At 73.2% G+C, this 26,180-nt stretch carries 24 protein-coding genes; 19 read left to right on the top strand and 5 right to left on the bottom strand.

Annotation, left to right across the window (positions count from 1 at the left end):
• Positions 1–18 precede the first annotated feature (18 nt).
• Together Mam01_RS19935 and Mam01_RS19930 are read left to right on the top strand one after the other, a co-directional pair.
• Positions 19–1,026, top strand: a complete 1,008-nt coding sequence (locus tag Mam01_RS19935; RefSeq protein WP_150935445.1) for an NAD(P)H-dependent glycerol-3-phosphate dehydrogenase — start codon at positions 19–21, stop codon at positions 1,024–1,026.
• A gap of 73 nt (positions 1,027–1,099) precedes the next feature.
• Positions 1,100–2,215: a D-alanine--D-alanine ligase family protein gene (locus Mam01_RS19930; protein WP_204286773.1), complete on the top strand. Its 1,116-nt coding sequence runs from the start codon at positions 1,100–1,102 to the stop codon at positions 2,213–2,215.
• Between the two features lies 1 nt (position 2,216).
• Here the strand turns inward: Mam01_RS19930 and Mam01_RS19925 are convergent, their stop codons facing one another.
• A complete protein-coding gene (locus tag Mam01_RS19925; protein ID WP_150935443.1) occupies positions 2,217–2,660 on the bottom strand; it encodes a DUF3515 domain-containing protein in 444 nt (147 codons plus the stop codon).
• A gap of 22 nt (positions 2,661–2,682) precedes the next feature.
• On the bottom strand, positions 2,683–2,916 hold the full coding sequence (locus tag Mam01_RS19920; protein ID WP_111698157.1) for an Lrp/AsnC family transcriptional regulator: 234 nt from the start codon (positions 2,914–2,916) through the stop codon (positions 2,683–2,685).
• A 47-nt stretch (positions 2,917–2,963) separates the two neighbouring features.
• Here Mam01_RS19920 and Mam01_RS19915 point away from each other — a divergent pair, with 47 nt between their 5' ends.
• The 3 genes from Mam01_RS19915 (at position 2,964) to thiD (ending at position 6,307) form a co-directional block, all read left to right on the top strand.
• Positions 2,964–3,932 (top strand): thiamine-phosphate kinase, encoded by a 969-nt coding sequence (locus tag Mam01_RS19915; protein ID WP_204286772.1) that lies wholly within the window; start codon positions 2,964–2,966, stop codon positions 3,930–3,932.
• 70 nt (positions 3,933–4,002) lie between these two features.
• Entirely contained in the window at positions 4,003–5,241 is a 1,239-nt protein-coding gene (locus Mam01_RS19910) for a hypothetical protein (protein ID WP_204286771.1), read from the top strand.
• 259 nt (positions 5,242–5,500) lie between these two features.
• On the top strand, positions 5,501–6,307 hold the full coding sequence (gene thiD / locus Mam01_RS19905; RefSeq protein WP_204286770.1) for a bifunctional hydroxymethylpyrimidine kinase/phosphomethylpyrimidine kinase: 807 nt from the start codon (positions 5,501–5,503) through the stop codon (positions 6,305–6,307).
• A 67-nt stretch (positions 6,308–6,374) separates the two neighbouring features.
• Here thiD and tsaA read toward each other — a convergent pair whose 3' ends face one another.
• Positions 6,375–6,779, bottom strand: coding sequence for a tRNA (N6-threonylcarbamoyladenosine(37)-N6)-methyltransferase TrmO (tsaA, locus tag Mam01_RS19900; protein WP_239101448.1), 405 nt, complete (start codon positions 6,777–6,779; stop codon positions 6,375–6,377).
• Positions 6,780–7,010: 231 nt separating this feature from the next.
• Positions 7,011–7,196: a 50S ribosomal protein L28 gene (rpmB, locus tag Mam01_RS19895; protein ID WP_030506042.1), complete on the bottom strand. Its 186-nt coding sequence runs from the start codon at positions 7,194–7,196 to the stop codon at positions 7,011–7,013.
• A gap of 205 nt (positions 7,197–7,401) precedes the next feature.
• On the opposite strand from rpmB, the gene fakA reads away from it, so the two are divergent.
• From fakA to Mam01_RS19825, 14 genes are all read left to right on the top strand, one after another.
• Positions 7,402–8,997: a DAK2 domain-containing protein gene (fakA, locus tag Mam01_RS19890; RefSeq protein ID WP_204286768.1), complete on the top strand. Its 1,596-nt coding sequence runs from the start codon at positions 7,402–7,404 to the stop codon at positions 8,995–8,997.
• A gap of 37 nt (positions 8,998–9,034) precedes the next feature.
• A complete protein-coding gene (gene recG / locus Mam01_RS19885; protein ID WP_204286767.1) occupies positions 9,035–11,197 on the top strand; it encodes an ATP-dependent DNA helicase RecG in 2,163 nt (720 codons plus the stop codon).
• A 529-nt stretch (positions 11,198–11,726) separates the two neighbouring features.
• Positions 11,727–12,296, top strand: a complete 570-nt coding sequence (rsmD, locus tag Mam01_RS19880) for a 16S rRNA (guanine(966)-N(2))-methyltransferase RsmD (protein ID WP_204286766.1) — start codon at positions 11,727–11,729, stop codon at positions 12,294–12,296.
• A 17-nt stretch (positions 12,297–12,313) separates the two neighbouring features.
• Positions 12,314–12,790 carry a pantetheine-phosphate adenylyltransferase gene (gene coaD, locus Mam01_RS19875; protein ID WP_150935435.1) on the top strand — a complete coding sequence of 159 codons (477 nt, stop codon included), beginning with the start codon at positions 12,314–12,316 and terminating at the stop codon, positions 12,788–12,790.
• Positions 12,791–12,859: 69 nt separating this feature from the next.
• Positions 12,860–13,414, top strand: a complete 555-nt coding sequence (locus tag Mam01_RS19870; protein WP_150935434.1) for a YceD family protein — start codon at positions 12,860–12,862, stop codon at positions 13,412–13,414.
• A gap of 1 nt (position 13,415) precedes the next feature.
• Positions 13,416–13,595, top strand: a complete 180-nt coding sequence (rpmF, locus tag Mam01_RS19865) for a 50S ribosomal protein L32 (protein WP_204286765.1) — start codon at positions 13,416–13,418, stop codon at positions 13,593–13,595.
• Positions 13,596–13,883: 288 nt separating this feature from the next.
• Positions 13,884–14,633: a ribonuclease III gene (gene rnc / locus Mam01_RS19860; RefSeq protein ID WP_150935433.1), complete on the top strand. Its 750-nt coding sequence runs from the start codon at positions 13,884–13,886 to the stop codon at positions 14,631–14,633.
• A 19-nt stretch (positions 14,634–14,652) separates the two neighbouring features.
• A complete protein-coding gene (gene mutM, locus Mam01_RS19855; RefSeq protein WP_204286764.1) occupies positions 14,653–15,537 on the top strand; it encodes a bifunctional DNA-formamidopyrimidine glycosylase/DNA-(apurinic or apyrimidinic site) lyase in 885 nt (294 codons plus the stop codon).
• 48 nt (positions 15,538–15,585) lie between these two features.
• Positions 15,586–15,855, top strand: coding sequence for an acylphosphatase (locus tag Mam01_RS19850; RefSeq protein ID WP_150935431.1), 270 nt, complete (start codon positions 15,586–15,588; stop codon positions 15,853–15,855).
• A 188-nt stretch (positions 15,856–16,043) separates the two neighbouring features.
• The gene (locus tag Mam01_RS19845) at positions 16,044–16,238 is read left to right on the top strand and encodes a hypothetical protein (RefSeq protein WP_142571989.1); all 195 of its coding nucleotides are present in this window, start codon (positions 16,044–16,046) and stop codon (positions 16,236–16,238) included.
• A gap of 189 nt (positions 16,239–16,427) precedes the next feature.
• Positions 16,428–20,141 carry a chromosome segregation SMC family protein gene (locus Mam01_RS19840; RefSeq protein ID WP_204286763.1) on the top strand — a complete coding sequence of 1,238 codons (3,714 nt, stop codon included), beginning with the start codon at positions 16,428–16,430 and terminating at the stop codon, positions 20,139–20,141.
• A 110-nt stretch (positions 20,142–20,251) separates the two neighbouring features.
• Positions 20,252–21,427 carry a signal recognition particle-docking protein FtsY gene (gene ftsY / locus Mam01_RS19835; RefSeq protein WP_150935429.1) on the top strand — a complete coding sequence of 392 codons (1,176 nt, stop codon included), beginning with the start codon at positions 20,252–20,254 and terminating at the stop codon, positions 21,425–21,427.
• Positions 21,428–21,701: 274 nt separating this feature from the next.
• Complete coding sequence (locus Mam01_RS19830) at positions 21,702–23,720, top strand: tetratricopeptide repeat protein (RefSeq protein ID WP_239101447.1); 2,019 nt, start codon at positions 21,702–21,704, stop codon at positions 23,718–23,720.
• Complete coding sequence (locus Mam01_RS19825; protein ID WP_204286762.1) at positions 23,713–24,963, top strand: MFS transporter; 1,251 nt, start codon at positions 23,713–23,715, stop codon at positions 24,961–24,963. The genes Mam01_RS19830 and Mam01_RS19825 overlap by 8 nt, the downstream gene beginning before the upstream one ends.
• 25 nt (positions 24,964–24,988) lie before the next feature.
• Here the strand turns inward: Mam01_RS19825 and Mam01_RS19820 are convergent, their stop codons facing one another.
• Positions 24,989–26,059, bottom strand: coding sequence for a PLP-dependent cysteine synthase family protein (locus tag Mam01_RS19820; RefSeq protein ID WP_204286761.1), 1,071 nt, complete (start codon positions 26,057–26,059; stop codon positions 24,989–24,991).
• Positions 26,060–26,180 lie beyond the last annotated feature (121 nt).

The raw sequence follows: 26,180 nt of genomic DNA, 5'->3' as shown, positions 1-26,180 counted from the left end.
AGAGGAGTGGTGCGTCCAGTGACCAGGGCGGCTGTTTTTGGTACGGGCTCGTGGGGCACCACGTTCGCGATGATCCTCGCCGAGGCGGGCACCACTCCCACCCTGTGGGGCAGGCGGGCGCAGATCGTCGACGCGATCAACGAGACCCGGGAGAACCCGGAGTACCTGCCGGGGACGCGGCTGCCCGACACCCTCCGCGCGACGACCGACCCCGCCGAGGCGATGGACGGCGCTGACTTCGTGGTCCTCGCCGTCCCGTCCCAGACGCTGCGCGCCAACCTCCAGGAGTGGAAGCGCCACATCCCGCCCGGGGCCGTGCTGGTCAGCCTGATGAAGGGCGTCGAACTCGGCACCTGCAAGCGGATGAGCGAGGTCGCCTGCGAGGTGGCGGAGGTGCCGGAGAGCCGGGTGGCCGTGGTCTCCGGGCCCAACCTGGTCCCCGAGCTGGCCCGGCGGCAGCCCGCCGCGGCCGTCGTCGCCTGCGCCGACGAGGAGGTGGCCGACCGGCTGCAGGAGGCGTGCCACCTGCCGTGGTTCCGGACGTACACGAACCCGGACGTGGTCGGCGTCGAACTCGGCGGCGCGGTCAAGAACGTCATCGCGCTGGCCGTCGGCGTCGCGGCCGGCATGGGCCTGGGCGACAACGTGCGCGCGACGCTCATGACGCGCGGGCTCGCCGAGATCGCCCGGCTGGGCGCGGCGCTCGGCGCCGACCAGCACACCTTCGCCGGCCTCGCCGGCATGGGCGACCTCGTCGCGACCTGCACCTCGCCGCTGTCGCGCAACCGGACCTTCGGCGAGAACCTGGGCCGCGGGATGACGATGGCCGAGGTCGTCGCGGCCACCAAGCAGACCGCCGAGGGCGTCAAGTCGTGCGAGTCGGTGCTCGAACTGGCCAGGAAGCACGACGTGGAGATGCCGATCACCGAGGTGGTCGTGGGGGTCGTCCACGACGGCATGACCCCCGGCGAGGCCGCCGTGCTGCTCATGTCCCGCACGCCGAAACCCGAGCGCTACGGCGTCTGACCAGCCGTCCGGCTCTCCGCGGCGCGCGGCTGACAAGCCGTTATGCCCCTCGAACACGGTAGATTCGGGCATCATGAATGAGGATCGCGAGTCCCCGTCACGCGTGCGCGTGGCAGTCGTCTTCGGCGGGCGCAACTCCGAGCACGCCGTCTCGCTGATGGGCGCGGGCAGCGTGCTGCAGGCCATCGACCGGACGAAGTACGAGGTCGTCCCCATCGGCATCGCCCAGGACGGGCGCTGGGTGCTGGCCTCCGGCAGCCAGACGTACGCGATCGAGTCGGGCCGCCTGCCTGTCGTGGACGACTCGGGCACCGCGCTCGCGCTGCCGGGGGATTCGGGCGCGCTGGTGGCCCTGGAGCCCGGTGAGATCCCGCGCTCCCTCGGGCAGGTGGACGTCGTGTTCCCGGTGATGCACGGCCCGTTCGGCGAGGACGGGACCATCCAGGGCCTGCTGGAGATGGCCGGGGTCCGTTACGTCGGCTCGGGCGTGCTGGCCAGCGCGGTCGGGATGGACAAGGCGTACATGAAGCTCGTCCTGCGCGCCGCCGGCCTGCCGGTCGGCCCGTTCGTGGTCGTCCGCGACCGCGACTGGCGCCTCGACCGCGGCCGGGTGCTGAAGGAGATCGAGGAACTGGGCTGGCCGGTGTTCGTCAAGCCGTCGCGGGCCGGGTCGTCGCAGGGCATCTCCAAGGCGCACGACCCCGAGTCGCTGGAGCGGGCGATCGAGCGGGCCCGCGAGCACGACCCGAAGGTGCTGGTCGAGGCCGCCGTCGTCGGCCGTGAGATCGAGTGCGCGGTGCTGGAGTCGCCGGACGGCGCCGCTCCCGAGGCCAGCGTCCCCGGCGAGGTGCTGGTGCGGGGCGACCGCGAGTTCTTCGACTTCGAGGCCAAGTATCACCCCGGCCAGATGGAGCTCCGGGCCCCGGCCGACATCCCCGCCGAGGCGGCCGAGACGCTGCGGGCCATGGCGGTGCGCGCGTACGAGTCGCTCGGCTGCGAGGGACTGTCGAGGGTCGACTTCTTCTACACGCCGTCCGGCGAGCTGATCGTCAACGAGATCAACACCATGCCGGGGTTCACCTCGCTGTCGGTCGCGCCGCAGCTGTGGGCCGCCACCGGGCTGCCGTACGCCGACCTCGTGGACCGCCTGATCCAGCTCGCCCTGCGCCGCCCCGCCGGGCTGCGCTGAGCTACTCCGGGACGTTGCGCTTGACCGGCTCGGCGAGATCGACCAGCACCGCGGCCGGCTGGTGGCTCTTGGCGATCGTGACCTCGACGTACGCCACCCGGTTGACCGAGGTGAACAGCGTCGGCAGCCGGGGGTCCTGGAACCAGCCGACACCGTTGACGTCGACGACCTCGGCCGTGGGCTCCATCTCGGCCGGGCGCGGCACGCCGCAGCGCAGGGCGATCTGGCCGTCGCCCCAGACGGCGACGTACGGCGAGGGCGGCTCGGACTCGGCCCGGCCGAGCCCGTCGAGCGTCCCGGGCAGGGCGGGGCCGAGCCTGCGGCAGGCCGCGGCGGCCTCGCCGGCCGGTGCCGGCGGTTCCACGTGGACGGTGGACGAGCAGGCCGTGAGCAGGGCCAGCGTCACACCCGCCGCGGTCGCGGCCGTGCCCCTCGCCACGCGCATCGTCCCCCCGGTCGGTTCGTGGTCAGATGTGGACGATCGGGCACGTCAACGTGCGGGTGATGCCCTGCACCGCCTGGATCTGGGCCACCACGAGCTTGCCGAGCTCGTCCACGTTGTTGGCCCGGGCGCGGACGATCACGTCGTAGGGGCCGGTCACGTCCTCGGCCTGTGTCACCCCAGGGATGGAGGAGATCTCCTCGGCCACGTTGGCCGCCCTGCCGACCTCGGTCTGGATAAGGATGTAGGCCTGCACCATGACGCCCTCCGGGTAGAGATCAGTGCCGGAGCGTAACCGTACCTCGGATGCACAAGGGGTGTGCCATCACAGTCGGAGAACTGGGCGAATTCGGAGTAATTCAGCGAATATCGGGACGGCTTCCCCAGGGCGCGGCCGTACTGCTGGGCCCTGGTGACGACGCCGCGATCCTGCGCGCGCCCGACGGCCGGGTGGTGGTGAGCACCGACCTTCTGGTGGAGGGAAGGCACTTCCGCCGCGACTGGTCGGGCGGCTACGACATCGGCCGCAAGGCGGCGGCGCAGAACCTCGCCGACATCGCCGCCATGGGGGCCGAACCCACCGCGCTGGTGGTCGGGCTCGGCCTGCCCCCGGACGCCGCCGCCGACTGGCTCGACGCGCTGACCGACGGCTTCCGCGACGAGTGCGACCTCGTGGGCGCGACCGTGGCGGGGGGCGACGTCACGCGTTCGGAGACCGTCGTGCTCGGGGTGACCGCGCTCGGAGACCTCGGCGGCCGGCCGCCGGTGACCCGTTCGGGCGCACGGCCCGGCGACGTGGTCGCGGTGGCGGGCCGCCTCGGCCACGCGGCGGCGGGTCTCGCCCTGCTCACGGCGGGGGCGGGCGCCGGCGCGCCGGAGCTGCGGGAGCTTCCGGAGGCGCACCGGCGTCCCCGGCCGCCGTACGCCTGCGGGCCCCGGGCCGCGCTGCTCGGCGCGACGGCCATGCTCGACGTGAGCGACGGCCTGCTGCAGGACCTCGGGCACGTCGCGGAGGCCTCGGGGGTGGGCGTCGCCCTGGACGCCGCCGCTCTCCCCGTGGCGGAGGTCCTGGCCGCGGCGGCCGGCGAACTGGGAGCCGACCCGCTGGAGTGGGTGCTGACCGGCGGCGACGACCACGCGCTCGCCGCGACCTTCCCTCGCGCCGTACGGCTGCCGCCGGAGTGGACGGTCATCGGCGAGGTCGAGCAGGGTCAGGGCGTACGCGTCGACGGGCAGGTCCGGGCGGTGGGCGGATGGGATCACTTCCGTGAATGAAGTGAAATTTGTGACATAGGTGTATTAGATCTGTTATTAAGTATGGCGGTCGGCGACAGAGAGGACCGTCATGGGCCGTCACGCGGCAGGACGAAGCACCGGAGAAGGCACGCTCGCCCCCGCCGGGGAGGAGACGCCGCTCGTGGGTGAGCCCGCCGACCCGAACCCGGGGCCGGGCACCAGGACCTTCGCCGCGCTGTCTCCCGAGAGCCTCGCCTCCCACGACGACGGCCCCCCTCGCGGCTTCCTCGGCTCGGGCTGGAACGACCGGCCGGAGCCGCCGAAGCGCCTGCGGCGGGTGGCGCTGGTGTCCGGCCTGTCGGTGCTGCTGGCCGTCGGCGTCACGACGGGCGGGGTGCGGCTGATGGCCGGGCGGACCACGCTGACCGCCGAGCCGCCCCGGCAGGCCTGCGCGTCCGCCGTGGACTGCGCCGTGACCGGTGCTCCCTCTCTCGGCGCGGGGACGCAGCAGGAGACCGGCACCGCTCCCCAGATCGGCGAAGCAGGGGGCGAGACGACGGGCGGCACGGCCGGGGACGGAGCCGCGGGGGACACGGCGGGAGACGGAGCCGCGGGCGGCCGGACCGGCGAGGACCCGGCACGGGGTGACACCGGTCCCGGAACGCCCCCCGGCCCCGGCTCCCAGTCTGCCTCCCAGCCCGACTCCGGCCCCGCCGGCCCGGGAGCCGATCCGGGTCGCACTCAGCAGAAGGCGCGCGCCTCCGCCTCGCCCAAGGCGCGCGCCACGTCGCCCGCCGGGCACGGGAGCGGCGCCCGGACCGGCGCCGGTTCCACGCCCGCCGACGTCGGCGCCCCGGCGACGGCCGACGCCCCCGGAACGGACGGCAAGACCGACGGCGCGGACCCAGGCAGCCCCGCCGCTTCGGACGCCTCGGACTCCTCGGATCCGGGCGGCGCGGGCTCGTCGGACTCGGGCGGGGAGGCCCCGCACACCGACTCGGCCGCCCCGGCCGCCGCGCAGGGTGACGGTGCCGTCCGCGTCGCGTACGCGGTGACGGGCAGGCGCGGCGCGGCCTACACGGCCCGGCTCGCCGTACGCAACGAGGGGCCGGCGCTCTCCTCCTGGACACTCCGGCTGCCGGTCGGCGGACGGGTGATCGCGGTGCGGGGCGCCGCCCACTGGGAGCAGCAGGAAGACACTCTGGTCGTCACCGGCGAGTCACTCGGCGAGGACGGCGAGATCGGCGTCGTCTTCGACGCCGAGGGCTCCTCCCGCGCCCCGGCCGAATGCGCGCTCGCCGAGGGCCGGTGCGCCGTCGCAAACAACTCCGGCCGCCACCACCACTGACACCCGCGGTGAGGTTCCCTTTCCCGGCGGCGGTCACCGAGAAGTGTTGCGCCGCCGCGCGCGGCTCCCCCCGCCACCACCGCTGACCCCGGCGGGAGGTGCCTCGACCTGGGGGCGCGTTCGCTGGGGTGTGGTGGGGCGTCGAGGGCGGCTCGCCGCGTGGTCACAGCGCGCGGTGGCATCGGTGCCGGAGCCCGTGCGTGCCCGGCCCGTCTGCGTCGCGAAGGGGCACGGCGCACGTCGGAGGGGACCTGGTTGGATGGAGGCCATGACCACCCCACCACGTGTTCTGACGATCGCGGGCTCCGACTCCGGCGGCGGAGCCGGCATCCAGGCCGACCTGAAGACCATGCTGGCTCTCGGCGTACACGGCATGAGCGTGATCGCCGCGGTGACGGCGCAGAACTCGCTGGGCGTCCAGGGCTACTGGGAGCTGCCCCCGGAGGCGGTGCGGGCCCAGCTCGACTCGGTCCTCGGCGACATCGGAGCCCAGGCGGTCAAGACGGGCATGCTGGCCTCGCCGGCGCTGGTGGAGACCGTCGCCGAGGTCCTCGCGGGCGTCGCCGTTCCCGTCGTGGTGGACCCGGTGGGCGTGTCCAAGCACGGCGACAGCCTGCTCCGGCCGGAGGCCGTGGAGACCGTCAGGAGGGCGCTGCTGCCCACGGCGACCGTGGTCACCCCCAACCTGTGGGAGGTCGAGCAGCTCACGGACGTCAAGGTCGAGGACGAGGCCGACCTGCCCCGCGCCGCCGAGGCGGTGCTGGCGCTCGGCCCGAAGTGGGCGCTCATCAAGGGCGGGCACCTGCCCGGCGAGCCGGTCGACCTGCTGACCGACGGATCGGCCGAACACCGCTTCACCGCCGAGCGGCTCGACAACCGGCACACCCACGGCACCGGCTGCACGCTCGCCTCCGCCATCGCGTCCTACCTCGCCCTCGGCGAGGACGTCCCCGGCGCCGTACGGCGGGCCAAGGAGTACGTCACCGGCGCGATCGCGCACGGGTTCCCGCTGGGCGCGGGCATCGGCCCCGTCGACCACGGCTGGCGCCTGCGCCGGGACGCCTGAGCGGGCACCGCGCCGGCCGCGCCCGCACCCGTGGCGCGGTTGGCGTGGTCGGCGACGGTCCGGCGTGTCATCGCTCCGGTGTGAGGAGGGGTTTGACGTCGAGGATCGGGGTGGCGTCGAGAGCTTCGAGGTTGCCGACCTGGACGCGCGTTCCGGCGATGGCGAGGATGCGGACCTCGTGCAGGCCGATCGGGTTGGGCCGGTCGGGACTGCGGGTGGTGAAGACGCCGGCGCGCGGACGCGTGATGTCGCCGCGCGGGTGGACGGTGAGCGTGTCGCGGTCGGCACGGTCGAGCCAGGTGAGCAGGAGCACGTCGGTGCCCGGGGACAGGCCCTCCAGGGCGGGCGCGTACCGCTCGTCGAAGATCAGCCAGGCGCTGGGGGCGCCTTCGTCGGCCTGCAGGGGTGCCGTCGCTCGATCGGTGAGGGGCGACTCCACTCGACCGATCACGCGCAGCGTGCATTCGCTCAACAGCCTGAATCCTTCCTGGCTCGCCGACTCCTGGAACGGCGTCGGCGTCACGGACCGGATCCACATGATCCCGCGTGCGCGGGCCCGCCGAAGCGGATGATCCCGAACCGGAATCCGGCTCCGTTGGAGTCGTGCGCGGTCAGCGCGTATGCGCCGCCGGGGTCCGGGCACGCGAAAGCCCGTCACCGGCAGAGGTGACGGGCTCGGGCGAAGCGTCAGTAGGTCAGCGGGTCAGCGGGTGACCTTGCCGGCCTTGATGCAGGAGGTGCAGACGTTCATCCGCTTCGGCGTCCCGTTGACCACCGCGCGCACGGTCTGGATGTTGGGGTTCCAGCGGCGGCGGGTGCGGCGGTGCGAGTGGGAGATGTTGTTGCCGAAAATCGGCTTCTTGGCGCAGACGTCGCAGACGGAAGCCACGGTAATCGCTCCTTTGAATCAGTCGATCGGCCCGGCGCCGGTGCAGCGGCTCATCCGAGCAATGCCGGGACAACCGGCTGGCCACACGAGGATATCCGATGTGCGCCGGTCCACGCCAAACGGGAGGCCGACGAACGGGGATAGTCTCGTACCCGCCAACGGTAGCGCATCGAGGGCCCGGAGCGCGCGGAAGGAAGGACGGCGGATGCTCAAGGAGCTCGATCCCCCTGCCGTACGGCGCTGGTCCCGGCACTGCGCCACGGCGCTCGGCCGGGCCAGGGCGGAGATCGACGCGCTCAACGTCTTCCCCGTGCCGGACGGGGACACCGGGACGAACCTGCACCTCACGCTCCTGTCCGCGGCGGACGCGCTGGACGCGCTGCCCGCGGGCGCGGACGGCGGCGCCACCTGGGCCGCGCTGGCCCGCGGGGCGCTGCTCGGCGCGCGGGGCAACTCCGGCGTGATCGTCAGCCAGGCGCTCAAGGGCCTCGCCGACACGCTCGGCCCGGCCCGGGGCGACGGCGCCGACCTGCGCGCCGGCCTCGCGAGGGCGGCCGAGACGGCCAGGGCGGCGGTGGCCAGGCCGGTGGAGGGCACCCTGCTCACCGTGCTGTCCGCCGCCGCGCGGGCCGTACGGGACGCGCCGGACGACCTGGCCGGGGTGGCCCGCCTGGCGGCGGAGGAGGCGCGGCGGGCGCTGCGCCGCACGACCGGCCAGCTCGACGTGCTGTCCCGCAGCGGAGTGGTCGACGCGGGCGCGGCCGGGCTGGTGATCGTCCTGGAGAGCCTGGCCGAGGTGGTGACCGAGGCGTACAGCGAGCGGCACGAGGTACCCGCCCCGGCCGGCCGGGGCGTGCCGGAGGCGCGCGTCGGGCTCGCGCCGGAAGAGGCCGGGCGGCACGCGGACGGCCCCGGGTACGAGGTCATGTACCTCCTGGACGCGGGCGCGGACGAGGTGAGCCGGCTGAGGGCGGAGCTGGACACGCTCGGGGACAGCCTCGTGATCGTCGGCGGGGAGACCCTCTGGAACGTCCACGTCCACGTGGACGACGCGGGCGCGGCGATCGAGTCCGGGCTCCGGGCCGGACGCCCGCACCGGATCAAGGTCACCTGGCTCGGGACACGGCCGCACGAGCCGGGACCGGTCAGGGGAGTGGTGGCGGTCGCCGCCGGAGACGGCCTGGCGGGCCTGTTCGCGGAGGCGGGCGCGGTGGTCGTACGGCGCGATCCGGGGGCGGTTCCGCCGGTCGCCGCGCTGGTGCGGGGGATCCGCGACGCCGGCGCGGAGGTCGCGGTGCTGCCCAACGACGCCGCCGTGTACGACGTGGCCGTCGCCGCCGCCGAGATCGCCAGGGAGGAGGGCGCGACGGTCAGCGTCCTGCCCACCCGGGCCTCCGTGCAGGGACTCGCCGCGCTGGCCGTGCACGACCCGCTCCGCCGGTTCGACGACGACATCGTGGCGATGACCGACGCGGCCGGGCACACCCGCCACGGGCACGTGTGGGTGGCCGACCGCGCGGCGGTGACCAGCGCGGGCCTGTGCCGTCCCGGCGAGGTGCTCGGAGTGGTGGACGGCGAGGTCGCGCTGATCGGCGCAGACCTGGCCGCGACCGCGGTCGAGGTCGCCCGGCGCCTGGTGTCGGGCGGCAGCGAGATGGTCACACTCGTCGTCGGCGCGGGCGCGCCGCCCGAGGTCGCGCGGGCCGTCGAGGACGACCTGGAGCGGACGCGGCCCGACCTCGAGATCGTCGTGTACGAGGGCGGGCAGGGCGGGTATCCCCTCCTGATCGGCGCCGAGTGAGCCCGATTGTCGGCGCGTACGGGTACTAATGAGTGTCGTGACGAGCTTCGACGAGCCGCTCAAGAAGGCGGTCGGCAGGTCCGCCGCCCCATTGGAGACCGCGCTGGGCATCAGCACGGTCGGCGAACTGCTGCGCCACTATCCGCGGCGCTACGCCCAGCGGGGTGAGCTGACGCCGATCGCGTCACTGGAGAACGACGAGCACGTGACCGTGGTCGCCAAGGTGTCGTCCGCGGTCCGCAGGCCGATGAAGAACCGGCAGGGCACCTGGCTCGACATGGTGGTGACGGACGGCAGGGAGCGGCTGCACCTGGCGTTCTTCGGCAAGGGCGCCTACGTCGCCGAGCAGCGGCTGCCGCCGGGCACCGAGGCGATGTTCTCGGGCAAGGTCAACGTCTTCGTGGCCGGGAAGTCCCGGCGCGTGTCGCTCACCCATCCCGAGTACGAGTCGTTCGACGAGACGGCGGAGACGGCCGAGGAGTTCGCCTCCGCGCTGGTGCCGATCTACCCCTCGGCCCAGGGGCTGCCGAGCTGGAAGATCCGCCGGGCCGTGCAGACCGTGCTCGACGTGCTGAGCCTGGACGACCCCGTCCCCGGCGAGCTGCGGGAGCGGCTGGGCCTGCTGCCGATCGAGGACGCGCTGCGCCTGGTCCACCGGCCGCGCGGTCAGGGGGACGTCGCGCGGGCCCACGACCGGCTGAAGTTCGACGAGGCGTTCGTGTTGCAGGCCGTCCTGGTGCGGCGGCGGATGGCCGCCTCCGCCTGGGCCGCCACGCCCCGCGCCCGGCGCGAGGGCGGGCTGCTCGGGGAGTTCGACAAGCGGCTGCCGTTCGAGCTCACCGAGGGGCAGCGGCGGGTCGGCGAGGAGATCGCGGCCGACCTCGCCCGCGCCCATCCCATGCACCGGCTCCTGCAGGGCGAGGTCGGCGCGGGCAAGACCGTGGTCGCGCTGCGCGCGATGCTCCAGGTGGTCGACTCCGGCGGCCAGGCCGTGCTGCTCGCCCCCACCGAGGTGCTCGCCCAGCAGCACCACCGGTCGATCGTGGCCATGCTGGGCGATCTCGCGGGCGGCGGCATGCTCGGCGGCACCGCGGTCGCGCTGCTCACCGGGTCCATGGGCGCGGCGGCGCGCAGGAGCGCGCTGCTCGACGCGGCCTCCGGCACGGCCGGCATCGTGATCGGCACCCACGCCGTGCTCCAGGAGCACGTCCAGTTCTTCGACCTCGGGCTGGTCGTGGTCGACGAGCAGCACAGGTTCGGCGTCGAACAGCGCGACGCGCTGCGCGAGAAGGGCGGCGGCGGGCGGCCCCACGTGCTGGTCATGACGGCGACGCCGATCCCGCGCACCGTCGCGATGACCGTTTTCGGCGACCTGGAGGTCTCGACGCTGTCCCAGCTTCCCTCCGGCCGCGCTCCCATCACCACCCACGTGGTGCCCGCCGCCGAGAAGCCCCACTACCTCGACCGGGCGTGGCAGCGGGTCCGCGAGGAGACCGGGCTCGGCCGCCAGGCGTACGTGGTGTGCCCGCGCATCGGCGACCAGGAGGGCGACGAGGGCGACCTGGCGAAGGCCGACGACGAGCGCCGGCCGCCCCTGGCGGTGCTCGACGTCGCGCGCACGCTCGCGGAGGGTCCCCTCGCCGGGCTGCGGATCGAGGCGCTGCACGGCAAGCTGGCGCCCGAGGACAAGGACGCGGTGATGCGCGCCTTCGCCCGCGGGGAGATCGACGTCCTGGTGGCGACCACGGTCATCGAGGTCGGCGTCGACGTCCCCAACTCGTCGGTCATGGTCATCATGGACGCCGACCGCTTCGGCGTCTCCCAGCTGCACCAGTTGCGCGGCCGGGTCGGGCGGGGCGGCCTGCCCGGGCTGTGCCTGCTGGTGAGCGAGGCGCCGGAGGGCACGGCCGCGCGCCGCAGGCTCGACGCGGTGGCGACGACCCTCGACGGCTTCGAGCTGTCCCGGGTCGACCTGGAGCAGCGCCGGGAGGGCGACGTGCTCGGCGCCGCCCAGTCGGGGCGCAGGTCGTCGCTCAAGCTGCTGCAGCTGCTGCGGGACGAGGACGTCATCGAGGCCGCCCGCGCCGAGGCGACCTCGCTGCTGTCCGCCGACCCCGGGCTGTCGGGTCACCCGGCGCTGCGCGCCGAGATCGACGCCCTGGTCTCCGACGAGCGCGCCGAGTTCCTGGAGAAGGCCTGACGGGCTCGCTCGGGCCTCGGCGGGGTGGATGCGGAGGAGTGGGGGGCCGGAGGATCAGAGGTCCGGCGGCGTAGGGCTCGACGGGAGCCAGGGGAGACCCGGGAAGCCGGGGACGGTCGCGGGTCGTCAGGGGCAGTCGCGCACACGGTCACGGAAGGCGCGGCGAGGCGGGGGATCCGGGGGAATTGGAACGGGCGTCGTGCGAACACGACGCCCGTGTGACGACCCAGAGCCCGGCTCAGGGGACGGCCTCCCCCCGAATGCCGTCCCCGGCCGGGCCCGCCTCCGGGTCAGGTGCCGGAGGCGCCGACGTGCGGAAGGGCTCACGATCACGCCGGCCGGCCTCCCGCTGGGTCACCGTGGAGGCCGCAGAACTCATGATGCGCATGGGACGGAGCCCGCGATACGGCTCTTACCCTTTCCTCGCCGCCGCTTGCCCACTCTTGACCCGGCTGATCTACGCCGCTGATCTACGCCCGGCCCGTCCCCGGCGTGCCGCGGCGGCCGTCGCGGGCGGGACAATGAGGACGTGACGCGGGTGATCGCAGGGACGGCGGGCGGCCGCAGGCTGGCCGTCCCGCCGGGGAGATCGACCAGGCCGACGAGCGATCGCACCCGGGAGGGCGTGTTCGCGACGGTCGGCTCCACGCTCGGGCCGCTGGACGGGGCCCGGGCGCTCGACCTGTACGCCGGGTCGGGCGCCGTGGGCCTGGAGGCGCTGAGCCGGGGAGCCGTCCACGCGCTGCTCGTCGAGTCGGACGCCAGGGCCGCGCGGACGATCAGGGAGAACATTGCGTCGCTGGGGCTGCCGGGGGCGTTCCTGCGGGCCGAGAAGGTCGAGCGGGTGGTCGGCCGCCCGTGCGAGGAGCCGTACGACTTCGTCTTCGCCGATCCGCCCTACGCCGTCTCGGACGAGGCCGTTTCGCGGGTGCTCACGGCGCTGCGCGACAACGGCTGGCTGGCGGAGGGCGCGCTGGTGGCCGTGGAGCGGGAGTCCAGGGGTAAGGACCTGGTGTGGCCGGAGGGATTCACCGAGGACAGGGTCCGCCGGTACGGCGAAGCGGCCGTTTGGTACGGTCGCGCCGCCGGGAACCCGTGAATCTATGGGGGTGCGCGTTGCGCCGCGTCGTCTGCCCGGGGTCGTTCGATCCCGTCACCAACGGACATCTGGACATCATCGGCCGGACGTCACGGCTGTACGACGAGGTCGTCGTGGCCGTGTTGATCAATATCGAGAAGCACAGCCTGTTCACCGTCGACGAGCGCATCGAGATGCTCCAGGCGGTGACGAAGGAGTACGGCAACATCCGGGTCGAGAAGTTCCACGGGCTGCTGGTGGACTTCTGCCGGCAGCAGGGCATCCCGGCCATCGTGAAGGGCCTGCGAGCGGTCAGCGACTTCGACTACGAGCTGCAGATGGCCCAGCTCAACTACCGGATGTCGGGGGTGGAGACGCTGTTCATGTCCACCAACCCGGAGTACTCGTTCCTGTCGTCGAGCAGGCTCAAGGAGATCGCCCGGTACGGCGGCGACGTGTCGGGCCTGGTCCCGGACCTCGTCCACCAGCTGCTCATCGAGCGGCTCAGAGGCTGAACGGGGCTGGTATTCTTGCCTTTCAGCCTTGCACGACGGCGGTGATTCGCCATGCCTAACGAGAGCAGGATGAGTCTGCGCAGCCTCGATCCCCGAGCCCCCTGGGTGATTTCCACCCACGATCTGGGACGCCGACCGGGATCGATGCGCACCCTCACCCCGACCCTCCCGGCGCCGGTGGACCTCGCGGTCGGAATGATCGGCGTTCCCAAGGACGCCGACGTCGAGCTGGACATCCGGCTCGAGGCGGTGATGGAGGGCGTGCTCGTGACGGGCACGGCGCAGGCTCCCCTCACGGGGGAGTGCTCGCGCTGCCTGGACCCGTTGACCTCGGAGATCGAGGTCGACTTCCAGGAGCTCTACTTCTACTCGGCGGAGGACGCCGGAGAGGACGATCTGCTCCTCGACGGCGAACTGCTCGATCTCGAGCCGGTATTCCGTGACGCGGTGGTGCTCGCACTGCCGCTGAGCCCGGTGTGCGGTGAAGACTGCCCCGGTCTCTGCGCGGAGTGCGGAGTCAGGCTGGCGGAGGCCGGCCCGGACCACCGGCACGAGACGGTCGACCCCCGCTGGGCGGCGCTGCAGGGTTTGGTTGAGGAACAGAAAGACGATCAGGAGGGTTGACGTGGCCGTCCCCAAGCGGAGAATGTCGCGGGCCAACACCCGCGCCCGCAGGTCCCAGTGGAAGGCGGCGGCAGTCGCGCTCGTGAGCTGCCCGCAGTGCCGCTCGCCCAAGCGCCCGCACGTGGCGTGCCCGACCTGCGGCACCTACAACCGCCGTCAGGTCGTCGAGCCGTCGGCCTGATCGCGCGCAAGCTGCCGCGAGTGCGACCCGGAGACCAAGTCTCCGGGCCGCGCGTGGAAATCGGGACGCCGGCCGGATCGTCAACAGGACCCGGCCGGCGTTACCGTGCTTTCAGGAACGTGCGGCGGTAGGACGGTAGACACGCACCGGCATGCACGCCCGCGGCCGTGGTGGACGCCGGGGCCATCGGCTCCCGGCGGACCGGCGTCCACCACGCCTTCGGGCCATCGGCGGATCCACCTGCCTCCCGCGCACGGCTTTGTCCCGCGGAGGAATTGGGAGGATTCCATGGCCGCACCATCGGCGAAACCCGTGCCCGTCGAGATCGCCAGAGACGAGCTTCACCAGGTGCTGGACGTCCGGCTCAGCACCGGAATCCTGGAGCGGGCGCTGACGCACCGCTCGTACGCGTACGAGAACGGCGGCCTGCCGACCAACGAGCGCCTGGAGTTCCTGGGTGACTCGGTGCTGGGCCTGGTGGTGACGGACACGCTGTTCCGCAACCACCCGGACCTGCCGGAGGGCCAGCTCGCGAAGCTGCGCGCCGCCGTGGTCAACATGCGGGCGCTCGCGGACGTCGCCAGGGCGCTCGACCTCGGCAAGTACCTGCGGCTCGGCCGCGGCGAGGAGGGCACCGGCGGACGGGACAAGTCGTCCATCCTGGCCGACACGCTGGAGGCCCTGATCGGCACCGTGTACGTCGACAAGGGCCTGGACGAGGCGTTCCGCGTCGTCCACCTGCTGTTCGACCCGCTCATCACGCGGTCGGCGTCACTCGGCGCCGGACTCGACTGGAAGACCTCCCTGCAGGAGCTCACCGCCGCCGAGATGCTCGGCGTGCCGGAGTATCACGTCGACGAGAGCGGGCCCGACCACGCCAAGTCCTTCTCGGCCGTCGTGCGCGTGGGCGGCAAGGAGTACGGCAAGGGCGCCGGTCGCAGCAAGAAGGAGGCCGAGCAGCAGGCGGCCGAGGCGGCCTGGACCGCGATCCGCGCGCTGCGCGACGCCCGCGAGGGCGCCGGGCCCGTCCGCGCCTGACCCCGCCCGGGGAGGGAACATGCCCGAACTGCCCGAGGTCGAGGTCGTACGCCGGGGCCTGGAGCGCTGGGTCGCCGGCCGTACGGTCGCCGCGGCCGAGGTGCTCAATCCCCGCGCGGTCCGCCGCAACCCCGGCGATCTCGCCGCCCAGCTCAAGGGCCGCACCCTCGCCTCGGCGGAGCGCAGGGGCAAGTACCTGTGGCTGCCCCTGCTCGACGGCCCTCCTACGGAGACCGAGGAGGCGGGGGAGGCGCTGCTCGCCCACCTCGGCATGAGCGGCCAGCTTCTCGTCGTGGACCCGATGGCGCCGATCGAGAAGCACCTGCGGGTGCGCATGGGCTTCGCCGACGGCGGCCTGGAGTTACGTTTCGTCGACCAGCGCACCTTCGGGCACCTGCTGGTCGCCCCGATGACCGCCGGCCGGGGCCGGGCGGTGCCCGAGCCGGTCGCGCACATCGCCGCCGACCCGCTGGAGGACGCCTTCGACGACGCCGAGTTCGCCGTCCGGCTGCGGCTGCGCCGTACGGGGATCAAGCGGGCGCTGCTCGACCAGTCGCTGATCAGCGGGGTCGGCAACATCTACGCGGACGAGGCGTTGTGGCGGGCGCGGCTGCACTGGGCGCGCCCGACCGAGACGCTGAGCCGGCCGAAGATCTTCGAGTTGCTCGCGGCGGCCCGGGCCGTCATGACCGAGGCCCTCGGCGAGGGCGGCACGTCCTTCGACAGCCTGTACGTCAACGTGAACGGCGAGAGCGGCTACTTCGACCGGTCGCTCGCCGTCTACGGCAGGCGCGACGAGCCCTGCCGCCGCTGCGGCACGCCGGTCAGGCGGGAGGCGTTCATGAACCGCTCCTCCTACAGCTGCCCGAAGTGCCAGCCCCGCCCGAGGAACGCCCGCCCCTAGCCCGACCCCCGGCGATCGCGGCCGGAGCCGATCTGGATACTTGTATTCGTGATTCGGTTGACGGCATGGGTCCGGGGACGGGTGCAGGGTGTGGGGTTCCGCTGGTGGACCCGCGCCCGCGCGCTGGAACTCGGGCTGGTCGGGTGGGCCGCGAACCTGGCCGACGGAAGGGTCGAGGTCGTCGCCGAAGGTCCCAGGGAGTCGTGCGACAAGCTCCTGGACCTGTTACGCACCGGTGACACGCCCGGCCACGTCGAGGGGGTGGTCGAGCGCTGGAGCGAAGCGAAGCGGAGTATCGCCGGGTTTGTCGAGAGGTAGGGCTTCCCTCAAACCCCGTAAATCCGGTATATTTACCTAGCGAGAGTGCCCACCGGCTTCATCGTGCGGAGCGTTCAACTTGACCGTCTCCAATGCCGGTGCGACTCTTGAGAGGAACCACGCGCACCCCTCCCGCGGCATGAAGTGCGCGAACCAGTCTGGTCACTCAGCGTGGAGGACCCTTTACTATGGCGAAGGCTCTACTCGGCCACGTCGGCGGTCCTGATCCTCGAATGATCTCGGAAATGCGTCGCCTCCAGCAGCGCATCCGCGACCTCGAGGCAGAACTCAACCGGCTCCAGGCCCAGAACGACGCGCTCGAAGCGCAAACTCGTGATGAGGCCCTGGTCCGGCTGCAGGATCGCGAGCCGGCTCTCACCTAGGGGACCGGCGGAACGGGAAAAGGATTGTAGGGACGCCCCGCAAAGGCGTCCCTTGCCATTTCCGGGACTGTCCCACGGGAATTGCCTCCCCGGGAGGCCGGACGTCGAGCGGCGTCTATTCCGCGTACTCCGGCGCCGGGACCTGTAGTCTTTCCCCCCAGCCGACGGGCGGCACCGAGGGGGGCGGACGTGTACCTGAAGACGCTCACCTTACGCGGCTTCAAGTCGTTCGCCTCGGCCACCACCCTCCGTTTCGAGCCCGGCATCACGGCGGTCGTCGGCCCCAACGGCTCCGGCAAGTCCAACGTCGTCGACGCCCTCGCCTGGGTGATGGGCGAGCACAGCGCCAAGTCGCTGCGCGGCGGCAAGATGGAGGACGTCATCTTCGCGGGCACCTCCAGCCGCCCGCCCCTCGGCCGCGCCGAGGTCACCCTGACGATCGACAACGGTGACGGTGCGCTGCCGATCGACTACACCGAGGTCACGATCAGCCGGCTGATGTTCCGGTCGGGCCAGAGCGAGTACGCCATCAACGGCGACACCTGCCGCCTGCTCGACATCCAGGAGCTGCTCTCCGACTCCGGCATCGGCCGGGAGATGCACGTCATCGTCGGCCAGGGCCAGCTCGACCAGGTGCTGCACGCCGGGCCCGAGGAGCGCAGGGCGTTCATCGAAGAGGCCGCCGGCGTGCTCAAGCACCGCAAGCGCAAGGAGAAGGCGCTCCGCAAGCTCGACGCGATGCAGGCCAACCTCACCCGCGTCCAGGACCTCGTGGCCGAGCTGCGCCGCCAGCTCAAGCCGCTCGGCCGGCAGGCCGAGATCGCGAGGAAGGCGGCCGTGATCCAGGCCGACCTGCGCGACGCGCGGCTGCGCCTGCTCGCCGACGACGTCGTGACCCTCCGCGACACCCTGCAGCGCGAGGAGGCCGACGAGGCGGCCGTACAGGCCAGGCGGGCCCGGGTGGAGGCCGAGCTGGCCGAGGGGCAGCGGCGGGAGACCGAGCTGGAGGCCGCGGAGAACGAGGCCCAGCCGCGGCTGAAGGCGGCCCAGGAGACCTTCTACCACCTCTCGGCCCTGCGGGAGCGGCTGCGCGGCGTGGAGAGCCTGGCGGCCGAGCGCAGGCGGCACGCCGCCGACGCCGCGTCCGTCGAACGGCGCGGGCGCGATCCGGAGGACCTGGAGCGCGAGGCCGCCGAGGTGCGCGAGCAGGAGCGGGTGCTGGCCGCCGAGCTGGACGAGGCGCGCGAGCGGCTCGCCGCCGCCGTCGAGGTCCGCGCCGAGGCCGAGGAGGCCCTCGCCGCCGAGGAACGGCGCCTTTCGGTCGCCGCCCGCGCCGCGGCCGACCGCAGGGAGGCGCTCGCCCGGCTGCGCGGCCAGGTCGAGTCGGCCAGGAGCCGGGCCAGGGCCGCCGGGGACGAGATCGGCCGGCTCACCAAGGCCGTCGAGGACGCCACCCGCCGCGCCGAGCGGGCCCAGGACGAGCTGGACACGGGCGCGCTCGACGAGCCACCGGCCGACCCCGAGCTCGCCGCCGAGCTGGAGACCGCGCAGGAGGGCGTCGGCCTCGCCCGCGCCGCGGTGGAGGAGGCCAGGGCCGTCGCGGAGCAGGCCGGGGCTGTGGTGGAGCGGGAGCGGGCCGCCCTGTCCGCGCCCGTCGCCGCGCTGGCCGCCGCGAAGGCCGCCGTCGGCGCCGCCCGCGCCGCCGACTCCGAGTCGCAGCGTGCCGTCGCCGCCCTGCAGGCGCGGTGCGAGGCCCTGGAGATGAGCCTCGCCGGAGGCGCCGACGGGGCCGCCGCGCTGCTCGGGGCGGGCCTGCCCGGGATGCTCGGCCCCGTCGCCACGCTGCTGGCCGTACGGCCCGGGGCTGAGGCCGCCGTCGCGGCCGTGCTGGCCGTGGACGGCGTGGCCGTCGCCTCGCTCACCGCGGCCGTGGCGGCCGTGGAGCACCTGCGCGAGACCGGCGCCGGACGCGCCGCCCTGCTCGTCGCGGCCGACCGGCACGAGACATACGACCGGCCGGAGCCGCCCGTCGCGGGCGCGGAGTGGGCGGCCGACCTGGTGGCCGTGCCGGACGAGCTGCGCCCGGCGGTGGAGGCGCTGCTGTCCGACGTGGTCGTGGTGCCCGACCTGCCGGCCGCGCGCAAGGTCGTGGACTCCCATCCGGACCTGCGGGCCGTCACCACGTCGGGCGACCTGCTCGGGGTCCACGCGGCGCACGGCGGCTCCGGCGGCGGGTCCTCGCTGCTGCAGATGCGGACCGCCCTCGACGAGGCCGCCGCCGACCTGGCCACCGCCAGGGCCGGGGCCGAGCGGCACGCCGAGGCGCTCGCGGAGGCCGTGGCCGCCGAGCGGGAGTGCCAGCTCGCGCTGGAGGAGGCCCAGGCGCGGGTGGCCGAGGCGCAGAGCGGTGTGAGCGCCGCCCAGAGCGGCGTCAACGACGCCCAGAACCGGCTGAACGCGGCGCAGGCGGTGCTCGACCGGCTGCGCGGCAGGCAGCGGGAGGCCGACCAGAAGGCCGCGGCGGCGGCCAAGCAGCTCGCCCGGCTGGAGGCCGCCGTCAAGGCCGCCCAGGACGAGGCGGCGCGGCTGGGCGGGTCGGTGCGCGACGCGGAAGAGGCCCGCGAACAGGCCCAGGCCGTGGTGGTGGAGCTGGAGGAACAGCTCGCCGAGGCGGAGTACGCCGCCGAGCTGGAGGCGGAGCCGACCACCGACACCCGCGACGATCTCGCCGCCGTCTGCGGCGTCACCCGCCAGGCCGAGATGGAGGCCCGGCTGACCGTCCGTACGGCGGAGGAGCGGGCGCGGGGCATCGCGGGCCGTGCCGACGCCCTGCTCCGCGCGGCCCAGCGGGAGCGGCAGGACCGCGCGCGGGCCGCGGCCGACCGGGAACGCCGGCGCAGGCAGGCCGAGATCGCCGCCGCGGTCGCCGAGGGCGCCCGCACCGCGCTGACCGCCCTGGAGGGCTCACTCGCGCGGGCCGCCGAGGAGCGCGACGAGGCCGAGCGGGCCCGCGGGCAGATCGACGCCGAGCTCAAGCAGGTGCGCCTGCGTGTCCGCGAGCTCGGCTCCGAGCTGGACGCCCTGGTCAACCGGGTCCACGGCAGCGAGATGGCGAGGACGGAGCGGCGGCTGCGCCTGGAGCAGATGGAGCAGCGGGCCCTGGAGGAGTACGGCATCGAGCTGGAACCCCTCCTCGCCGAGTACGGCCCCACGGCGCCGGTGCCGGGCGAGCCGCCCGTGCCGTACGTGCGGGAGGAGCAGGAGAAACGGGCGAGGACGGCCGAGCGGCAGATGACCCAGCTCGGCAAGGTCAACCCGCTGGCGCTGGAGGAGTTCGCCGCGCTGGAGGAACGGCACGCCTTCCTCACCTCCCAGCTGGAGGACCTCAAGAAGACCCGGCGCGACCTGCTGCTGGTGGTCAAGGAGGTCGACGACCGGGTCGAGCAGGTCTTCGCGGCGGCGTACGAGGACGTGGCGCGCGAGTTCGAGCAGATCTTCGGCCGGGTCTTCCCCGGCGGGGAGGGCCGGCTGCTGCTCACCGACCCCTCCGACATGCTGACCACCGGGGTCGAGGTCGAGGCCCGGCCGCCCGGCAAGAAGGTCAAGCGGCTGTCGTTGCTGTCCGGCGGCGAGCGGTCGCTGACGGCGGTGGCGTTCCTGATCTCGATCTTCAAGGCCCGCCCGTCGCCGTTCTACGTGATGGACGAGGTCGAAGCGGCCCTCGACGACACCAACACCCAGCGGCTGCTGACTCTCTTCGAGGAACTGAGACAAGCCTCACAGCTCATCGTGATCACCCACCAGAAGCGCACGATGGAGATCGCCGACGCGCTCTACGGTGTGTCGATGCGCGGCGACGGCGTCACCCAGGTCGTGAGCCAGCGCCTGCGGGAGAAGGTGTAGCAACCAGGTCCCGGACTGCGGCGTGAACCCGGGGCCGTGGCGCGGCGGAGGCGCGCGACGGGCGGGTCCGCGCGACCGAGCACTGCCGGTTGTCTGGGAAACTGCATGGTGTGGACGGTTACCTCGGCATCATCGTGATCGTGGCCATCGTCGCCATACTGGCGGTGGGTGGCCTGTGGCTGCTGTTCCGGCCGAAGGCGAAGGACCTGCCGCCCGCGCCGCCGGCCCCGCCCGAGCCGAAGGCTCCCGTCGTCGAGGAGCCGCTCAAGGGAGGGCTGGGCGAGGAGGACGGCGGCACGACGACCACGCTGCCGCCTCCCCCCATCGAGGAGCTGATCAAGGCTCCGGAGATCGAGGTCCCGCCGCCCTCGGCGGGACGGATGATCCGGCTGCGCAGCCGCCTGGCCCGCTCGCAGAACGTCCTCGGCCGTGGACTGCTCGAACTGCTGTCGCGGGACCGGCTCGACGACGACGTCTGGGACGAGATCGAGGAGACTCTGATCACCGCCGACGTCGGCGTCGCGCCCACCCGCGCGATGGTGGAGGAACTCCGGACGAAGGTGAAGGTGCTCGGCAGCCGCACCCCGGACGAGGTGCGCAGGCTGCTGCGCGAGGAACTGCTCACGCAGGTCGCGCCGGACCTCGACCGCACCCTCCACACCCGGCCCCACGGTGAGCGGCCCGCCGTCGTGCTCGTCGTCGGCGTCAACGGCACCGGCAAGACCACCACCTCGGGCAAGCTCGCCCGGGTGCTGGTCGGCGACGGCGGGAAGGTCGTGCTCGGCGCCGCCGACACGTTCCGGGCCGCCGCGACCGACCAGCTCCAGACGTGGGGCGACCGGGTCGGCGCGGGCGTCGTACGCGGCCCCGAGGGCGGCGACCCGGCGTCCGTGGCGTTCGACGCCGTGGCCAAGGGCATCGAGGACAAGGCCGACACCGTGATCATCGACACGGCGGGACGGCTGCACACCAAGACCGGCCTCATGGACGAGCTGGGCAAGGTCAAGCGGGTCATCGAGAAGAAGGCGACGGTGGACGAGGTGCTGCTCGTCCTCGACGCGACCACCGGCCAGAACGGCATGCGCCAGGCCCAGGTCTTCGCCGAGGTGGTCAACGTGACCGGCATCGCCCTGACCAAGCTGGACGGCACGGCCAAGGGCGGCATCGTGATCTCGGTCCAGCGTGAGCTGGGCGTGCCGGTGAAGCTCGTCGGCCTCGGCGAGGGCCCGGACGACCTCGCGCCGTTCGACCCCGAGGTCTTCGTGGACGCCCTGATCGGCGACTGAGGCGCTATCCGACTATGGGCATTTCCCGATCAAGCCTTGTTGGCCGGTCTCGTTCGTGTTGATATATCCCTCATTCGAACAATGGTCGAAGGGGGCACCATGAAGAAGATCATCGTCCACAAGCCTGGCACGGCCAAGCTGTCCGCCGCCGCCAGTCCCCGGCACCTGACCTGATCGATCACGGAGCCGGCGTCCGAGGGGTTCGACCCGGGGCGCCGGCTCCGTTCTCTGTCTGCGGGGATCTTCCGGCGCCGATCACGGGGAGGCCGATCGCGTGCGCCATCTGTGGATCAGGGCGACACACTGGACGGGGGAGCCGGTCCCGGAGCCGCTGCTGCCTCCGATCGACGCGCACCGGCGGCGGTGCGGGCCGTACACCGCGGCGGGCGCACTGCTGCACGCGCTGGTGCCGCGGGCCCTGGAGCACCGGCCCGACCTGGTGTCCGCGCACGACATCGAGATCCGTGCGGCCGCCCCCGACCTGTGCGATGTGGTCCCGGCCCGGCGGCAGTCGATCGCCGCCGCTCTGCCCAGGAGCCAGCGCATCCTGGTGCCCGCGCCCCGGCGCACGCTGCGCATCGCCAACGGCCTGGCCGAGTTCCTCCGCGACTACCCGGCGCGGGGGCCGCGCGCGCTCGTCGTGGAACAGGTGGACCACGCCGACCACACCGACCGCGAGCTTCTCACCGTCCTGCTCCGCCGCCTCGACCCCGCCCTGCTCACGCTCGTCGTCTGCGCGGCCGATCCCGATCCCGAACTGGCCGCCGCCCTCGAACGGTACGCCGAGCGACGGGTCACCAGGAGGGACCACGTCACCGAGGGGAACGCCGAGGGGGACTATGTCGAGCTCGACGGCACCTGCGACGCGCCCTCGGTGCGCGAGCCGTACGAGCGGGCGAGTCCCGGAGAACGGGCCCGCAGGCACCGGGAGAGGGCCGACGCGCTGGCCGCGACCGGGCTCGTCGCGCCGCGGCTCGGTGCGATCCCCTACCACCGCGAGCGCTGTCACCTGGAGCAGGGGGGCGACCCACGGGCGGTGATCGACGCGTTCGCCTTCGCGGTGGACCGGTGCCTGACCGAAGGCTTCCACCACGCCGCCGCCGAGCTGGGCGAGCGGGCGTTGCGGATCATCGAGCGGGAGGCCGACCCCGAGGTGTGGTGGCGGATCCTGCACGGCACCGCGTCCGCGCTCGGCGCCACCGAGCGGGAGGAGGCGGCCCGCGCGCTGTTCGATCTGGCCCGTAGGGAGATCGTCGACCCGAAGGACCGGGCGACCGCGGCCTACGCCACCGCGATGCTGCTGGTCCGTCACCACGACCCGGCCCGGCGGGACGCCGACGAGGCGCTGGCCTGGATCAACGAGGCGGTGGCGCTCACCTCTCTGCTGCCCGACCGCCGGCTGCGCGCCTTCCACCTGGGCTTCGACCTCAACGGCAAGGCGCTCGTGGTGAGCCGCCACGGCCGGCTCACCGAGGCGTACCGGCTCGTCGAGGCGGCGATCGAGCTGGCGGAACGCGACCTGGACCCCGGCGAGCACCCCATCCACCGGCTGGTCCTGCGGGCCAACCGGGCCCAGTTGAGCGTGCTGCTGGGGCGGCCGCACGAGGCGCTGGCCGACCTGACGGCGGCGGTCGAGGCCGACCCGGAGTATCCCGACTACTACGTCGACCGCGGCAACCTGCTGTGCCGCCTCGGCAGGCACGACGAGGCGGCGGCCGACTACGAGACCGCGATGCGGGTGAGCCCGCCCTTCCCCGAGCCGTACTACAACCGGGCGGAGATCCGGTTCGCCGAGGGGGACCATGAGGGGGCGCTGGCCGACCTGGACCACGCCCTGGAGCTGGACCCCGGATTCGCACTCGCCTACGTCAACCGGGCGGGACTGCTCACCGCCGCCGGGGAGTACGGCAGGGCCAGGGAGGACGTGGAGCTGGGCCTGGCGCTGGATCCGGGAAACGCCCATCTGCTGTGCGTGCTGGGTCAGGTGGAGGCGGCGGAGGGCAGGCACGCCGAGGCGCGCAAGGCGCTCGACGCCGCGCTGGACCGGGACCCCGCGCTGGCGTCGGCGTGGGCCGCCCGGGGTGCCCTCGCCTTCGAGACCGGAGACCCCGAAGGTGCCGTGGCCGACCTGACCCGGGCGCTCGAACTCGGCGAGGACGCCGCGCTGCTGTACAACCGGGCCGTCGCACTGCGCGCCCTGGGCAGGCGGGAACCGGCCAAGGCCGACCTCCTCCGGGCGGCGGACCTGGCGCCGGACGACGCGGACGTGCGGCAGGCTCTGGAAGATGCCTGACGACACGGTGCCGGGCGAGGCCTTGGCCGCCTATCCCACCCACCGGTACTGGCTGCTGCTGGGCGCCTATCTCACCTCGTCCGTCGGCAACTGGATGTACCGGCTGACCCTTCCTCTGCTGGTGCTGCACCTGACGGGCTCCGCCTTGGCCACGGGCGCGCTGTACGCGCTGGAGTACCTGCCCTATCTGCTGCTCGCGATGTTCGGAGGTGTGATCGCCGACCGGTTCGACCACCGGCGGGTGCTGGTCGCGGGTGACCTGGCCGCCGGGGTGGTCGCCTGCGCGCTGGCCCTGTTCGTGATGGCGGGAGCGCGGCCGGTCTGGCTGGTCTTCGCGCTCACCTTCCTGCTGGCGTGCGCCGAGCCGCTCTACCAACCGGCGTTCCAGAGCATCCTGCCGACGCTGGTGCCGCCGCGGCGCCTGGCGACGGCCAACGCGCGCGTCCACATGGGCGACTACACGCTCGGCACGGTGGGCCCCCTGATCGGCGCGACCGTCGTGATGGCGCTGGGCTACGAGACGGCGATCTTCCTGGACGCGGGCACGTTCTTCGTGTCGGCGCTGCTGATCCTGTTCATCGGGCGCACGGCCGCGCGCCCCGGCCGCGCCGCCGCCCGCAAGTCGGTATTCGGTGACATCCGGGAGGGACTGCGCTACCTGTTCGGGGAGAACCGGATCGTCCTGTCCAGTGCTCTGCTGGCCATGGCGGGCAACTTCACGATCTGGCTGGCCCTGGCCGACCTCGTCTTCTACCTCACCGAATATCACCGGTTCACGCCGGCGCAGATCGGTGTGGTGTACGCGATGCAGGGGATGGGCGCGGTCCTCGGCGCCGCGGCGGCCGGCCGCCTGCTCAGGCGCCACCCGCCGGGCACGCTCCTGACGGCGGCGATGGCCGTGGGCGGCCTCGCGGTGCTCTGCCTGGTCCCGGCGCGTGGCCCGGTGGCGATCGGGGCGGCCTGGCTGGCGCAGTTCGCCGCGGCCGGTGTGGTGGGGGTGTCCGCGCTCACGCTCCGCCAGCGGCTCGTCCCCGAGCGGCTGCTCGGCCGGGTCCTCGCCACCACCCGGATGCTCGGGTTCGCCTCCATTCCCCTCGCGTCGATCGTGACCGGCGTGCTGGAGCACGCGCTGCACGACACGTACGTGATCCTGGCCTTCGTGGGCGTGAGCTGGCTGCTGCTGTCGGTGGCCGTGTCCCGGTCCCCGCTGCGCGACGCCGTCCTCGAGCCCGCATCCGGGTGAGGAGCGTCAGCGAGCCGGGCGCGGGTCAGCTCGCGAGGAACGCACGCAGACCGGTGAGGTGCGGCCCGATGTCGATGCCCTGCCCGGCGAGCCAGCGCGGGCTTCCATAGGTGTCGCGATAACGCTCCGCGCCGTCGCAGATCAGGGTGACCACGCTGCCCCGCTCGCCGCGTTCGCGCATCTCCCCGATGATCCGTACGGCCGCCGCGATGTTGGTGCCGGTCGAGCCGCCGACCTCCCGGCGGGTGACCTCCCTGACCCAGTGCATGGCCGCGATCGACAGGGCGTCCGGGACCTGGCACATCCGGTCGATGACCGTCGGCAGGAACGACGGCTCGACCCTCGGCCGGCCGATCCCCTCGATCCGCGATCCGGCGCCGTCGCGCTCCTCGCCGGAGACCCAGGACGGGTAGAACGCCGAGCCCTCCGGGTCGGCCACGCACAGCCGGGTCTGGTGGCGGCGGTAGCGGATGTAGCGGCCGATCGTCGCCGAGGTCCCGCCGGTCCCCGCGCCGACCACGATCCAGGCCGGCTCCGGGTGCCGCTCCAGGGCCATCTGCTGGAAGATGCTCTCGGCGATGTTGTTGTTGCCCCGCCAGTCCGTCGCCCGTTCGGCGTAGGTGAACTGGTCCATGTAGTGGCCGCCGGTCTCGGCGGCCAGGCGGTGCGATTCGTCGTAGATGGCCCTGGGGTCGTCCACGAGGTGACACTTGCCGCCGTAGAACTCGATGATCTCCCGCTTCTCCGGGGACGTGCCCGCCGGGATCACCGCGATGAACGGCAGGCCGAGCAGGCGGGCGAAGTACGCCTCGCTCACGGCGGTCGACCCGCTGGACGCCTCGATGATCGTCGTGCTGGGGCCGATCCAGCCGTTGGCGAGGCCGTACAGAAAGAGGGACCGGGCGAGACGGTGCTTGAGTGAACCGGTGGGGTGCACCGACTCGTCTTTTAGATAGAGGTCGACACCCCAGTGCGAGGGGAGCGGGAAGGCGTGGAGATGAGTGTCACAGCTTCGGTTGGCGTCGGCCTCGACGGCCTGGATGGCGTCGGCCACCCATGCCCGTGTCGCGGCGTCATGCCGGTCCAGGTGGTTCATGGCGCCACTGTAGCCAGTGAAGTCCGCCACATTTTACGCCGGATTGAGCCTTCAGTGTTACGCTAATGAGACTTGTTCGGCTTGCGCGTGACCTGGCCGCGTGGGACCGGCCCCCGGAAGC

The sequence above is a fragment of the Microbispora amethystogenes genome (assembly GCF_016863015.1).
Classification (GTDB): Bacteria; Actinomycetota; Actinomycetes; order Streptosporangiales; family Streptosporangiaceae; genus Microbispora; species Microbispora amethystogenes.
This window is presented reverse-complemented; position numbering and strand designations above follow the sequence as displayed.